Origin of the sequence: Marinobacter sp. RI1 (genome assembly GCF_041155085.1) — a bacterium.
Classification (GTDB): Bacteria; Pseudomonadota; Gammaproteobacteria; order Pseudomonadales; family Oleiphilaceae; genus Marinobacter; species Marinobacter nauticus.
Genome location: NZ_AP031605.1, coordinates 2,636,664 through 2,650,643 on the forward strand (window position 1 = coordinate 2,636,664; position 13,980 = coordinate 2,650,643).

At 57.9% G+C, this 13,980-nt stretch carries 13 protein-coding genes; 2 read left to right on the forward strand and 11 right to left on the reverse strand.

Annotated features, from left to right (window positions below; all coding sequences use genetic code 11):
• The first annotated feature begins 283 nt into the window (after window positions 1-283).
• Window positions 284-1,171 carry a LysR family transcriptional regulator gene (locus ACAM27_RS11880; protein WP_226610810.1) on the forward strand — a complete coding sequence of 296 codons (888 nt, stop codon included), beginning with the start codon at window positions 284-286 and terminating at the stop codon, window positions 1,169-1,171.
• On the opposite strand, the gene ACAM27_RS11885 is transcribed toward ACAM27_RS11880, so the two are convergent.
• From ACAM27_RS11885 to ACAM27_RS11930, 10 genes are all read right to left on the reverse strand, one after another.
• On the reverse strand, window positions 1,165-2,319 hold the full coding sequence (locus ACAM27_RS11885) for an MFS transporter (protein ID WP_369612882.1): 1,155 nt from the start codon (window positions 2,317-2,319) through the stop codon (window positions 1,165-1,167). The genes ACAM27_RS11880 and ACAM27_RS11885 overlap by 7 nt on opposite strands.
• A gap of 18 nt (window positions 2,320-2,337) precedes the next feature.
• Window positions 2,338-3,432, reverse strand: coding sequence for a chorismate synthase (gene aroC / locus ACAM27_RS11890; RefSeq protein ID WP_121206582.1), 1,095 nt, complete (start codon window positions 3,430-3,432; stop codon window positions 2,338-2,340).
• A gap of 37 nt (window positions 3,433-3,469) precedes the next feature.
• Window positions 3,470-4,375 carry a 50S ribosomal protein L3 N(5)-glutamine methyltransferase gene (gene prmB / locus ACAM27_RS11895; protein WP_369612009.1) on the reverse strand — a complete coding sequence of 302 codons (906 nt, stop codon included), beginning with the start codon at window positions 4,373-4,375 and terminating at the stop codon, window positions 3,470-3,472.
• 75 nt (window positions 4,376-4,450) lie between these two features.
• On the reverse strand, window positions 4,451-5,659 hold the full coding sequence (locus ACAM27_RS11900) for a patatin-like phospholipase family protein (protein WP_369612010.1): 1,209 nt from the start codon (window positions 5,657-5,659) through the stop codon (window positions 4,451-4,453).
• Window positions 5,660-5,663: 4 nt separating this feature from the next.
• Window positions 5,664-6,572, reverse strand: coding sequence for a DUF4892 domain-containing protein (locus ACAM27_RS11905; protein ID WP_369612011.1), 909 nt, complete (start codon window positions 6,570-6,572; stop codon window positions 5,664-5,666).
• The gene (locus ACAM27_RS11910) at window positions 6,569-7,483 is read right to left on the reverse strand and encodes an alpha/beta fold hydrolase (RefSeq protein ID WP_369612012.1); all 915 of its coding nucleotides are present in this window, start codon (window positions 7,481-7,483) and stop codon (window positions 6,569-6,571) included. Before ACAM27_RS11910 ends, ACAM27_RS11905 begins: the two co-directional genes overlap by 4 nt.
• 12 nt (window positions 7,484-7,495) lie before the next feature.
• Window positions 7,496-7,846: a PilZ domain-containing protein gene (locus ACAM27_RS11915; RefSeq protein WP_008171779.1), complete on the reverse strand. Its 351-nt coding sequence runs from the start codon at window positions 7,844-7,846 to the stop codon at window positions 7,496-7,498.
• Between the two features lie 65 nt (window positions 7,847-7,911).
• On the reverse strand, window positions 7,912-8,943 hold the full coding sequence (gene holB, locus ACAM27_RS11920) for a DNA polymerase III subunit delta' (protein ID WP_369612013.1): 1,032 nt from the start codon (window positions 8,941-8,943) through the stop codon (window positions 7,912-7,914).
• Entirely contained in the window at window positions 8,936-11,026 is a 2,091-nt protein-coding gene (locus ACAM27_RS11925) for a DUF3488 and DUF4129 domain-containing transglutaminase family protein (RefSeq protein ID WP_369612014.1), read from the reverse strand. The genes holB and ACAM27_RS11925 overlap by 8 nt, the downstream gene beginning before the upstream one ends.
• Window positions 11,023-12,045 (reverse strand): DUF58 domain-containing protein, encoded by a 1,023-nt coding sequence (locus ACAM27_RS11930; protein WP_369612015.1) that lies wholly within the window; start codon window positions 12,043-12,045, stop codon window positions 11,023-11,025. Before ACAM27_RS11930 ends, ACAM27_RS11925 begins: the two co-directional genes overlap by 4 nt.
• A 254-nt stretch (window positions 12,046-12,299) precedes the next feature.
• Between ACAM27_RS11930 and ACAM27_RS11935 the strand changes: the two genes are divergently transcribed.
• Entirely contained in the window at window positions 12,300-12,911 is a 612-nt protein-coding gene (locus ACAM27_RS11935; RefSeq protein WP_222197505.1) for a hypothetical protein, read from the forward strand.
• A gap of 127 nt (window positions 12,912-13,038) precedes the next feature.
• Here ACAM27_RS11935 and ACAM27_RS11940 read toward each other — a convergent pair whose 3' ends face one another.
• Window positions 13,039-13,857, reverse strand: a complete 819-nt coding sequence (locus ACAM27_RS11940; protein ID WP_222197504.1) for a DUF6160 family protein — start codon at window positions 13,855-13,857, stop codon at window positions 13,039-13,041.
• Window positions 13,858-13,980 lie beyond the last annotated feature (123 nt).

Genomic DNA, 13,980 nt, shown 5'->3' on the forward strand with positions numbered 1-13,980 from the left:
CCCCAAAGTCTTTCGTGGAGTCTTTCGAACACACGCACCACGGCTTGGCGAGTAGCTACAGGAGCCCCTCCCAAAAATGTCGGAGGCCATGGATGGCCGGAGAGAAGCGCACATGGGTGAGGCAAGCGTTTATGAAGCGAAGCTTCATGCGCCGCCGAACGCCAGCAATCTATGATTGCTGGCTGGACCCGCTTGCGGGTGCTTGTAGCGGTTTTTGGGAGGGGGTTCCTGAATCTGATCTCTGCACCAACGTGGAATCCACCCATCAATTGGAGCAGCAACTATGGACGCAAACTCCCTGAAAGCATTCCTGACAATCGTCGACCAGGGCTCCTTCTCAGAAGCCGCTGAAACCCTGCACCTGACACAGCCAGCCATCAGCAAACGCCTGGCCGCCCTGGAAACCCAACTGGACACCCGACTGATCGACCGCAGCAACCGGGAAATCCGCCTGACCGAAGCCGGCACAAGACTCCTCCCCCATGCCCGCAAAATCCTCGACGAAATCCACAACGCCCGCATGGCCCTGACCACCAGCGCCGACAGCATCGGAGGCGAACTCCACGCCATCGCCAGCCACCACATTGGCCTGCACCACCTGCCCAACTGGCTGCGCCGCTACCGTCGGGAATACCCTCAAGTGGATCTGCATCTGCAATTCATGGAATCCGATGCCGCCTACGACCAGATGAACAAACGCAACGCAGAACTGGCCTTTGTGACCCTCAGCGACAGCATGAATCCGGAATTCTCCATCCTTGCCCAGTGGCCAGACCCAATGGCCTTCGTGGTTGGGAAAGAACACCCTCTCGCAACACTGGCGAGCCCTTCGCTTTCTGACCTCGCTCCACACCCGGCGCTGCTACCGGATACCAGTACCGCCACCTACCGGGTGGTCAGCCGTCTGTTCCTGGAAGCCAACCTCACCCTGAAACCCCTCATGCCAACCAACTATCTGGAAACCATCAAAATGATGGTAAGCGTTGGCCTTGGGTGGAGCATTTTGCCGGTCAGCATGCTCGATAACAGCCTGAAAGTGCTTGAAGTGCCCCACCCTGTTACCCGGGTTCTGGGTGCCGTGGCACTGTCCCGACGACAACTGGGCAGTGCCGCACAGGCAATGCTGCAGATAGTGGAAGAGGAAGAAACGCGACCAGAGTCCGGTCAATGAGCTAGCTGGGGTTCCGGCGGCGGCCGCAAGCCCCGCCAGGTCACGATAATCGCAAGGGCCATTGCGGCGGCACCACCCCAGAACGCCGCGGAGGTACTGAAACCATCCACCAGGAACCCGGATAACCATGCACCGAGCGCCCCGCCGGCGCCGAAGGTCAGGCCACTGTATAGAGCCTGACCCTGGCCATGATGGTGTTTACCGAAAAAGCCCTGAATGTATTGGACGGATACCGCATGCAACGCGCCGTAAGAAGCCGCATGCAGCAGTTGGGCAAAGATCAGTACCGGCAATACCGACGTAAGCTCGGCAATCAGGCCCCAGCGGATCATCGTCAGAACCAGCGCCCCCAGCACCACCTGCCGTACACTAAAACGCCGGGATAGTCTGTGCATAATCAGAAACAAGCCTATCTCTGCGATGACTCCGAGTGACCACAGCAACCCGATAGCCAGCTTGCCGTATCCATGCTGTTCCAGGTGGATACTGAAGAAGGTGTAGTAGGCACCATGTGATACCTGAAGCAGAAAATTCATCGCGAAAAAAGCAATCACAGCCGGATGAGTGACAATTGCTTTCAGGCTACCGACAGGTGCGGATTGCTGCTTGCGCTCACCACGCTCGGAAGGTACCAGAAATGCCGAGACGGCAATCCCTGCGAATACCGGCAATAACAGCCACGGCAAGTACTGAATCTCCACCAGTTCCAGTAGCCCGCCGATCAGAGCCACTGCTCCGATAAATCCTACAGAGCCCCAAAGACGAACCTTGCCGTACTTGTCCCGGTGCTTGCCGAGTACCCGCAGGGTAATGACTTCATACAGCGGCAAAATGGCGTTCCAGAAAAAAGTGAACACCAGCATGACCAGCAACAGACCGTAGAATCCGGGTTCCAGAAACACGCCGGCGAAAAACAGCGAGCCGAAAATAGCACCAAATCGCACCAGGCGGACCCGCTGGCCGGTCCGGTCACCGATGTAACCCCAAACGCTGGGTGCAACGATCTTGGTTAGCTGGATGGTCGCCATCAATGTGGCGATCTGGAGATAGGAGTAGCCCTGCCCCTCAAGATAGAGGGACCAATAGGGCAAAAGCCCTCCAAGGAGGGCGAAAAACCAGAAATAGAGGTTCGACAGCCGCCAGTAGATGGTAGCGCCTCCCCTGGATCAGAGCTGGCCGAGGACCGGCGTGGTGACTTCTACATCGCCGTTCTGGCCGCGATGACGCAGGTAATGGTCCATCAGGACGATCGCCATCATGGCCTCGGCGATGGGCGTCGCGCGGATACCTACACACGGGTCGTGCCGACCAGTGGTGATCACCTCCACCGGATTGCCGTCTACATCAATGCCCTTGCCGGGCAGGCGCAAGCTTGATGTTGGCTTTAGTGCAATACTGGCAACAATCGGCTGGCCGGAGGAAATGCCGCCCAAAACACCACCGGCATTATTGGAAAGGAAGCCTTCTGGCGTCATCTCATCCCGGTGTTCTGTTCCTTTCTGCTCGATGCAATCAAAACCGGCACCGATCTCCACACCCTTGACCGCGTTGATGCTCATCAGGGCGTGGGCAAGATCGGCATCCAGACGATCAAAAATCGGCTCACCGAGGCCTGGAGGAACCCCCTCCGCAACCACATTGATGCGGGCGCCAATCGAATCCCCTTCCTTACGCAAAGCATCCATGTAGGCTTCCATTTCGGAGACCTTGTCTGCATCCGGACAAAAGAACGGATTCTGGTGAACCTGCTCCCAATCCAGCTTGTCTGCCTTGATCGGCCCTAACTGGGAAAGATAACCCCGAACTTTGATCCCGAGACGCTGCTCAAGAAACTTCCGGGCGACGGCGCCGGCAGCAACCCGCATGGCGGTTTCCCTGGCGGAAGAGCGGCCACCCCCACGATAATCCCGGGCACCGTACTTGTGGTGATAGGTGTAGTCTGCGTGGGCCGGGCGGAACTGGGCAGCAATCTTGGAATAGTCCTTGGAACGCTGGTCGGTGTTTTCGATAATCAGACCAATCGGTGTGCCCGTGGTTTTGCCCTCAAACACACCAGACAGAATCCGAACCTCGTCCGCCTCACGACGCTGGGTCGTATGCCGGGAAGTACCGGGTTTGCGGCGATCCAGGTCCCGCTGCATATCCTCTTCTGACAGCTCCAGGCCCGGAGGGCAACCGTCGATAATGCAGCCCAGGGCCGCGCCGTGACTTTCACCAAAGGTGGTGACGGTGAACAGCTTTCCGAATGTATTTCCCGACATAATTCAGCACTTTATACAGGTTTTGTAATTTACGATCTTAGCTTTTTCGGGCCTGCCATTCACGCAGATCCAGGGCAGTGACCAGGAATACGCCATCGCCGCCGTTCTCGAATTCCAGCCAGGTTAACGGCAAATCCGGGTAGGCATCATCCATGGCACCCCAGGAGTTGCCAACCTCCACAATCAGGAGTCCGTCGTCGGTGAGGTAATCGGCAGCCTGGGCAACTATGCGGTGGGCAATGTCCAGCCCATCGTCTCCGGCAGCCAGGCCCAGTTCGGGCTCATGGTGATACTCGGCCGGCATGTCTGCAAGGTCTTCCGCATCCACATAAGGCGGATTACTGACGATTACGTCGTAGCGACCTTCAATGTTGTCGAAAACATCCGACTGAATCGCGCGTACGCGACCCTCCAGTCCATGAAGTTCAATATTGGACTCAGCTACGGCGAGGGCATCCGCCGAAACATCAGACAGATCCACTTCCGCCTCGTCAAAAACCGTCGCCGCGCCAATACCGATACAGCCGCTGCCAGTACACAAATCCAGAATTCGTTGAACCTGCGTAGCGCCCAACCAGGGCTGAAGACCGTTCTCCAGCAGCTCGCCAATCGGCGAACGGGGAACCAGAACGCGCTCATCAACGTTGAACGGCATCCCCATAAACCAGGCTTCGCCAAGCAGGTAAGCAATCGGAATACGCTCGTTGACCCGACGCTCTACGCGCTCAAGAATCAGTTCCCGCTCTGAACGTGTCAGTCGCGCATCCAGGAACAGATTGTTATTTTCCAGCGGCAGATGCAGGCTGCGCAATACCAGCTGAACGGCCTCATCCCAGACGTTATCAGTGCCATGGCCAAAGTAGATTGGCGAAGCCGCAAAACGGGAAACCGTGAACCGAAGCAGGTCACGGATGGAGTGCAGGTCGTCAACGGGACTGGTCAAAACTTAGCTTCCTGGTCTGGCTAATGGTGCGCGGCATTATACGCGCATTGCGGCGCGGGCTGCAGCTCTTGTGGCTCAGAGAGCCAGCGGGCCGGAGCTGCTGCGGCTTTGTTCAAACCGGTCCAGGGCGGCCAACATCCGCTCCCGGCCCAGTTGTATCAGCTCCGGGGCCTTGTGATAGTCGTAGCTTCTGCAGGCATTTTTGGGAATGTTAACCAACAGATCCGGTGGGTAGCCGGCAATCTTGTACTGCACTAACGCGCTTTGCATGGTCTCGATGGTCAGGTTCATTACGTCGAATTTGCCAATGCCCAGCTTGTCCCAGTCAATGGTCTCGTGCTCGTCACGATGCCTGGACCGCCCCGATTCGTCTTCACGCTTTTTCTCGGGTGCTGTTTTCTTTGCCATTTCCCGGCTTATTTTCTGTTCCGGCGACTCGCCACTTTCCGGTTTTCGGGAACCCAGCGTTTTCAGGGTATCCCAATCAAACCAGCGGGACGCCTTTTCGCGAATGGCATCGACCCATTCCTCCATATCGCTACTGGTTTCTTCCGGAGCAAACACAGCGTCTGGAATGCGCCTTTGTTGGTCATCCTCACCGCTCAGGTTAACGGCCATTACCAGATCTGCATGGGCTGAGATGGTGGGAATAATAGGCAATGGATTGAGCAGTGCGCCATCCACCAATACCCGGCCGTTGAGCACCAGAGGCGTCACCACGCTGGGTATGGCAATGGAGGCGCGGATAGCCTGATCCAGCGGGCCCTCCTGAAACCAGATCTCCTTGTGGGCCAGCAGATCGGTTGCCACGGCGGTGTAAGCAATGGGCAGATCCTCAATACGCGTATCGCCCAGAATATCCCGCACCACAGAAAAGACTTTCTCTCCACGAATAGCGCCGACAGAAGTGAAGGTCACATCCAGCAATCGCAAAACATCAAACTGGCCGAGCCCGGTCACCCAGTCCTTGTAGTCTTTCATCTTACCGGCACCGTACATGCCACCGATCAGGGCGCCCATGGAGCAGCCGGAGATGGCAACGATCTCGTAACCACGCTCCTGAAGGACTTCAATCGCACCGATGTGGGCATAGCCACGGGCGCCGCCGCTACCAAGGGTGAGTGCAACGGTTTTGCCCTTGCCAGGCAATGGCTCCATGCGCTCGGTACTGGCCGGCGCTGACGCCGCAGAAATACCAGAACTGGTCACTACCGACGTGACGCCGTCCTGCGCGGCTGCGGTTCCGCCTGACGCTTCCTTTTCCGGGCTATCCTTTTCTGCCATTTCCTTACCTCTTGATAACCAGCACCTCAACCCGGTTACCCTGCCGAGTCGGGTCATTCATCGGGACGGCCGGCCCAACCGGAACAATGCGTATCTGACTCAGCGAAATACCCGTCTTGCCCAGCAGCGCGGCCAGGCTTTCGGCCGCAGCGCGAGAGCGCTCCAAAGCCGCTTCGATCGGCTCGTCCTGCTCGAGATCGGTGAACGAGGCCAGCACCACTTCCGCATCATCGCCAGCCCAGTCATTCAGGGTTCGCCGATCATCCGCTGACCACTCAAAACGAAACGTCACTCCGCCGGACCAGGGGATCACCAAAGGCCCCTGAATCGGGCCAGCTCCAATGGTATACCCGGGAATGGCCGCACCGAAACCAACATTCAGATGCTCGACCCAGACATACTCCCGCAGGTTGCCTCTTGTCACCGTGTAAACAAGGGTCAACCACTGCTGCCCGTCGTCTGCCGTTGTGGCGGCAACAAGGTAATCCTGGGTGGCATCCCTTCCCAGAAGACGAGACTGCTGGAAGATCTGGTTGGCCCAGACATTACTCCGGCCACAGGCGATGCCTGCACACTCAAACAGGATTTTCGCGCCACCTTCAGATAACTGCTGGTAGTAATGAGCCCTCGCAGCCTGACGTGTGGAGTCACGAGAGATTTGAAACAGCTGACCCTGACCCTGCACCGGCAAGCGAGCCATGGACTCGGACCGGATTTCATCACGAATTTCCCGAACCGGACTAAAAAGCACCAGGTGGCCAGCAGACTGTATCTCGACCGTGGATTCAAGCGTTGATTGCGGAAAAGGGGCTGGCGGGTCTTCAAGCCACGCCGCCATTGCAGGAATGGACAAACATAACAACATAAGGCCGGCCAGCGCACCGACCATCGAACAAATACCACGATCAATCATGCAAGAAACCTGTTAATCGCTTCGGCAACGGGAGTCACGTCCCCGTCAAGATGACAATGATGCCCACCGGGCACATCGACTGTTTCAAGGTTGGAGACCAGACCGGCACGACTATCGAGCCCACCGCGGGAAACCAGCAACCCTTCTTCTGCCCTTACGAATAAAGTGGGTGTCTGGATGGCCGACAAAGACGCCCTGACCTGTTCTTCGGTCATCATCAGCGGTGTCGGGTGGCGTAAACGGGCATCCGTGCGCCATATAAACCCGCCAGTTTCCATGCGCATGTTTCTGGGCACCAGCGTTCTTGCCGCCTCGGGGCTCAGGGGGCTCAGCCCGCCCTCACGAATTCGGGCCGCGCTCTGAATATCCGGATAGACCGCCGGAGCAGCCGAACCAGCCCTGCGTTTCTGTAGTGCCCGCCGCAACTGGGGGATCGTCTCACGTGCTGGCCGACTGAGCGCGCCCAGACTGTCAATCATCACCAGTCTGCGCACCCGTTCCGGGAATGCGGCGGCGTAAAGTGCGCAGACAATCCCGCCGAGAGAATGCCCCACAAGATCCAGAGGGTAACGTTCGCTTTCAGGAAAATGCCGTTCCACCAGTTCGGATAGATCCCCGACGTAGTCCATCAGCCAATAGCTGTAACCCGGCGGCCGGTGGCCCGAGTGTCCGTGTCCTGCCATATCCACCGCATGTACCGTGGTGTTCTCGGCCAACAACGGCGCCAGTCGGGCAAAGGACATGGCGTTGTCGAGCCAGCCGTGCAGAAGGATAGCCGGTGGTCGAGAGCTTTCCTCGCTGGAGTTCGGCCAGGTCAGACCCGAAAGAGTCATGTTATCCAGGGGCCAGTGCATTTCATGGCAACCGGCCTGTGGTTCTGGAACGCTACCGGGTAACGAGGTCTCCGTCATTCGGTAGCGGCCTTACATGGTGTGGGTGGGACGATCGGAACTCAGCGAGCCGGCCAGGTAGGATTCAATCTTGGTGCGGGCGGTTTCGTCATCGCCATTGAACTGGACGCCGATGCCTGCGGCACGGTTTCCCTGAGCGCCCTTGGGGGTAATCCAGATGACTTTGCCAGCTACCGGAATTTTCTCCGGCTCATCCATCAGGTTAAGCAGCAGAAATACCTCATCGCCCAACTGATATTGTTTCTGAGTAGGAATAAACAGGCCTCCCTGACGGATATAGGGCATGTACGCCGCATAGAGAACCGCCTTGTCCTTGATCGTCAGGGTTAGAATACCGCTGCGTGCTCCGAATCCGGGCCCCATATCAAATACCTTTTACGCAAATTTACTGATATTTCGCAATGATAGCAGTTGATCCTGAACAACGCTCACGTTGTCTGCCGCTTCCGGGGCATCAACTCCCGCCAGGCCAGTAGAAGCTGGGTGGCTTCAAGCTCCGGGCTGGCATTATATACGCCCGCACTCCGGCTTTCCCGAACCCGGTCCAGCAACTGATGAGCGCGCCACGGAGGGTTGGATCTGGCCAGATAGCCCAACATGTCTGCCGCCTCCGGGTCCTGAACCTCGCCCCCGGCACTGCACCGAGCCAGGTCGGCAGCCCAGCTTTCAAACAACCATAATGTATCGTCCAGCCCCAGCGTTTTGAAGCGGCGGGCGGCATCCCCCACCGTCATCTGGCCTTTCATGAACTGCCGAAATGCTTCAAAAGCCTCATCCCTCTGTGGAAGAAACTCACCGGTGGCATACTCCAGCGCCAGCCTGGGGGCATTACCCGCCAGCATCAGGCTTTTGGCCAGAGTGTCTGGTGACGGACGGGCCGATTCATCCAACTCGGATACCCTAGCAGACAGCCATCGCCCGGCATCCTCGGCATCAGGTAACGGTATGGTCAGGGCCTGGCAGCGGGATCTTATGGTGGGAAGTACCGGCCGCCCGCTTTCCTGAAGCAGCAACAGAGTCACATCCGGTAAGGGCTCTTCCAGGGTTTTCAGCAGGGCATTGGCGGCGTTGATGTTGAGCTGGTCCGCCCGGTCGACAATGGCCACCTTGCGGTGGGCAACCTGGGGCGACGCCACGGCAAACGTCGACAGCGCGCGAATCTGGTCCACCTTTACCATCCGGGACTTCTCCGGTGCGTACACCCGGACATCGGGATGACTGTTCGCCGCAATCAACTGACACTGGCGGCACTGACCACAGGCTACCGGTGCACCGATGTCAAGCCCGACCGGCTGGTCGCACAACAGCAGCCCCGCGACGGCGTCTGCCCACGCCCTTTTCCCGACACCCTGCTCACCAACCACCAGCAGAGCATGAGGCAGGCGGTCCTGGGCAAGGCGCTGTTGTACCGCTGTCCAGGCGCGGCCGAGCCAGGGCATGTCCTTCGCGATATCAGTCATGTCGGGGCGTCCGTGAAGCGGGTTCAGATTTACGACGGAGCTGTCGTTTCATCGTTTTCAGTAGCCGGGTAAGCCTGCGCGCTTCGCGCACGGAAGCTTCCTGCGTTGAGGCCATATAGTAATGGCTGTTTACCGCCCGGGCAAAGAGGCGGGCGGACGATTCAACTTCCGGGCGCGCCTCCGACAGGCGTTCTGCCAGCGTCGTGGGGGTTTCACCGGTACGGACCGGCACGCCCACCTTTTCGCACAGCCGATGCCAGGCCAAAACCACCCGACCGAAAGCATCCTTACGGGCGCCGCGGCGAATCGAAAGAGCCGAGACAACCCCTGCGATCAGCAAGGTGAAGCCAACCACTCCAGCCGTCAGGTAGCCAAGTTCCTTGAGCCCGAAATTGCCCGGCAACCGGGACATCAGATCCATCTGACTCTGCCCCTGGTAACCTACCACCCATCGCTGCCAGTGATAATTGATTCGATCGAGCTGGAGCGACGCCCATTGCAGGATCGCGACATCACCGTAGCGCTGCGGCGAGGTCAAATCATTTTCCAGGAACGAGCCCTCATCGGCCACCGCATCCCGCAATCCGGATTCAATCCTGCTTGGCGCAATGGCAGCTGTCGGGTCCACCCTCACCCAGCCCTGGCCTTCCAGCCACACCTCCACCCAGGCGTGGGCATCGTACTGACGGACAATGAGGTAATCTCCGCCCGCCCCGGCGTCGCCGCCCTGATAGCCGACCACAATTCGGGCAGGAATCCCGGCTGCCCGGAAGACAAAGGTCGCCGCACCGGCATAGTGAGCACAAAAGCCCCGTTTTTCATCAAACAACAGCGCGTCAACACTGTCGTCTGGCATGGTGGGCGGGCGCAACGTATAGAAATAGGCTTGCTCCCGAAAACGGCGGAGCAACGTGTTGACGACTTCCCAATGGGACAGATCTTGAGACAGTTCTCGTGCCAGCTCCCGGGCCCGGGGGTTCCCGGATGGAGGAAGCTGGAGATAGCGCCGAGTTTCTGCCGGGGAAAGGGCTTCAGCCGGCGCTGGCACAGCGGAAACCCGGGCCAGGCGATAACGCACCGGGCTGTCGGCGGGGCGCTGAAAGCGGAACAAATCCTCCGGCGTACTTACCACGTTGCCCGAGACTGCTACCGAGTTATCAAGAGCAAACGCCCACCGCTGGTCTGTTGGCTCCAGCAGGATATCGTATTCATTACTTCGCAACGGCCCGACACCACCGTCGTTGTCTACCCTGGCTGGCCGCCGGAAACCGTCGGGGTCGCTCTGGCGCCAGGTTTCATCATCCAGATAGTCGAGAATCAAACCCCGCCAGTAACGCTCCCGATATGGTGGCGACTCGCCCCCGAAGGTTACCCGGAACGCCCTTTCACTACTCTGGGCCAGATTGGAAATATCGCCTGGTCGCATGGTATCCGAAATCCCGCTGCGGGCCTGGCCGGACACCAACGGAACACTCCAGAGTGGCGCCATACGTGGGAAAAAGACAAACAGCAGGACAACCACTGGCAGGGTTTTCAGTAGCAGCAAACCCAGGCGCTTCCAGCCAGCCCTCAGGCTGCCGGGTAGATCCGGTGCATTGAGAATCTGAAGGCCCACCATCAGGCACCCAATGGCGGCGAACGTCAGCAATGCCCAGGCAATGTCCTGTTTGAACAGGAAGTTCACGGCCGCAAGATAAACCTGAATAAAAAACAGCACATAGAAATCCCTGGCGGACCGGGTTTCGAGCCATTTCAACCCAACGGCCAACACAAAGAACGACGCGGCGGTATCCACGGTGAATCGCCCCTGCACGGTGGCCGCATAAACACCAATCAAAGTCACCATGATTCCTGTGCGCAGCAGCCGCCCTGGCAGTTTCACCCGGCCCTTTTGTGCCAACCAGCGCCAGCTTGCCAGCACAGCGCAGGCCGCGATGAGCCACCAGGGCAGGCGATCCCATTGGGGAACCAGGAGCAGTGCAAAACTGGCAATCAACCACAAAAGCGCGTTACCGGGGATGGCTTCGATGGGCGCCTGTTCTGCCGGTTTTGCGGAGAAAACTCTGGCTATGGTCAATATCATCCAGATACTCCCGCTTTCGCATTCTCGGCCTGACGGGTACCAAAAGGCTGACCATCTGGATCCCTCGGCGGTTGTTCGCCCCACACCGCTAGCGCACGCAGACAACGCTCTCCATGCAGTGAACCACTATCCGGCTCTATGGTATCGCCGGGCAAACTGAGACCAAACCTTGCATTCTTCTGTACCCGGTCCGCCACCATCCAGGCCAGATAACTCAGCCGCAACTCGGCATCAACGCCAGGAAACGCCTGGAAATCCAGCCAGTGCGGACTGCCTTGCTCGCCCTGCCAGTCGGCCACAATCATCTGGCCTGTGCGGGCAAAGCGTTTCCACATGACCCGCTGACTCATATCGCCTTCACGCCAGGAACGAAGGTCGGCATTGTCCTGGCCGGCCACAGGCGCAGACGACGCGGCTTCGCTACCATCCTGCACGGTCCCGGCAGCATCGGGTGCCGGTAGGGGCCTGGGAAAGGCCACTCCGGCAGACGAAGGACGCAACCATGACCAGGCCTTTAACAGCCCGAACGGAAAACGGGTTTCGATACGGATCCGATCCGGACGAAGATAGCCGCGATGGGCAGACGGCACTGGCAGCAACACGTCCCGGGATTCCCCCGCCGAAACATGCACGCTCTCAACCGATGAATCCTCAACCGACAGGCTCAGGCCAAGGCCTGGATCCTTACCTGCAGTCACCCGCAGCACAAACGGAATGTCGTCACCCGCCCGACCTTCACCGGGACGGACCAGGGCAACAGAAAGACCGGACAGATTTCTGTGGGTCTGGTGCATGGCTCCCACAAACAAGGCTCCGAGAATAAACGTAAGCAGATAGATAAGGCTGTTCTGGTAATTGATCCCGGTAATCAGCATGACCAACAGCAACAAGCCGTACACCACGCCGGCCGCGGTGGGCAGAATGAAGATGTTCTTCTGGCTGAGGGTCTGGCTGTCTGCTCTCGGAATTCGGCGATTGATCCATCGTCGCCAACGGGCGTTTAAAGAATTTCGCATCATGCTCCTGCGACTGGGTTCAGGCCCAAAAGTTCAAGGAATGTGGTTGCAAGTAATCCGGACATAAAACCACAAAAATAATGGTTCCTTAACTATTTACCCTCGAGCACCGGATTCTGATCACACACCAGGCACTTTACGGTTGAAAAACTGTCGGACAAACCGAATACTCAAAAGTAATAGTATGAAGCGTATTGACTGAAGCAGTACACTCAGCAGCGCCTCTTTTGAACCGATTCAGCATGAGGCAATCCCAAATGCGTCGCAAACTGCTTGCAGCCGCAATCACGGCCACCACTCTCACACCGGCCTGGGCCGGAGTGCAAACCATGACCTCCGACGAGATGGTAGAAACCTACGTGGAGGATTCCGCCGTTATTGTTGTCCCGCGCCAACAACAGAAGTCCGAGGCGGATCGGGAAAAGATCATCCGCGCCCTCACCATCTCGCCAGGTGAACCCGTTCTGAGCGAAGCTGAAGAAGAAGCGTATCGGGAAGCCCTTCAGCGCTATCTTCATGAGGGTAAGAAAGATGCGCTGTCCGATGCCGAAGAGGAGTTCCTGCGCAGAGCTCTGCTGCTTCCGGTCGACGAACTGGCCAGAGCACAGCCTCCTGCGGACTTCACCCCAAGGACAATGCCGATTATCTTTGGCCAGCAACCGGAAATCCCGGATGAACCCTTCACCCAGACTTTCCTGAACGATCAGTTGGGCATTGGCTTCGATGGCCAGAATCTGAATTTCAGTATCGGCAACCCGCCGGGCATCGATCAGATCCAGATCCCCGAAGCGATCAACGAAGGCCCCATTACATTGACTCCACGCCCGGGCGGAGGGTTTGACCTTTCCATCCGGGTACCCGATCAATAATTACCCCACCCCTGAAACCAAAAGCGGCGACCAGAAAGGTCGCCGTTTTTTTGTCCGCTGATTCGGTCAGACAGAAAAACGCCCCGCAGTGCGGGGCGCTATCACCGCGTTAAGGTGTCAGGTCAACTTACTGGTGACCGTAAACCTTCATGGTGGTGTTTTGCACCAGCAGGTTGTCTACACGGAAGGAACCGATGGACTCACCGCCGATCTCAACCGCGCCAACACCGATGTCAGCTGCAAACGTCGGGATGCTGATTTCCAGGGCGTCGCCACCGGTGGCAGCAGAGGTGCCCTTGCCTACAGTGATCTGCGCTTGAGCAAACAGAGCCGGCAAGCCGCCAGCTGGACCCTGCTCAAAGAACTGTGAACCGTAAACGGTCAGATCACGCACGTTAACACCCAGGAAGTCCACGTCCATATCCATATCAGTCACGTTGAAGCCAACGTTCATGATCAGGTTGTCAGTGGCGGTATCCACACGGATGTTCAGCAGGCCGAGGTTACCCTCGATACCGATGTTGCTGGCCAGCAGAGTGGAGTCACCGCTGCCGTCAGTAGCGTTCAGAGAGGCAGAACCAACAGCCATGGCGAAGTCGATCGGAGCGCCAGAGATGCTGTGAACATCAATGAACGCGTCACCGTCGGCTTCTACGTCGATGTCGATAACCAGGTCATCCAGCATGCCGGATACGCCAGTTACCGCGCCGTTGGCATCACGCTCAACGGAGCCGCCACCGATGGAGATGTCGTTAACTGCCAGGTAACCTTCGTCAGTGTAGCGGAACTCACCGATGGAAACTTCGGTTTCCAGTTCGATGGTCACACCGGCCTGACCGGTCACGTTACCCATGGTGGTGTCGTCAAGCGCTTTCAGATCAGCTTGAGCGGCAAAAGGAGCTGCAGCAACGGCCGTTGCCAGTGCGATTTTTTTCAGGCCTTTCATAACGTTCTCCTAATTGGAACAGTTTGTTGTTATTTCCATCTCATGCAGACTGTTTGGTGTACTTTTGTATCTGCACGGCTACAGAGTACTGCAGAGGTAACTGAATGTTCCGTGACCACCTTC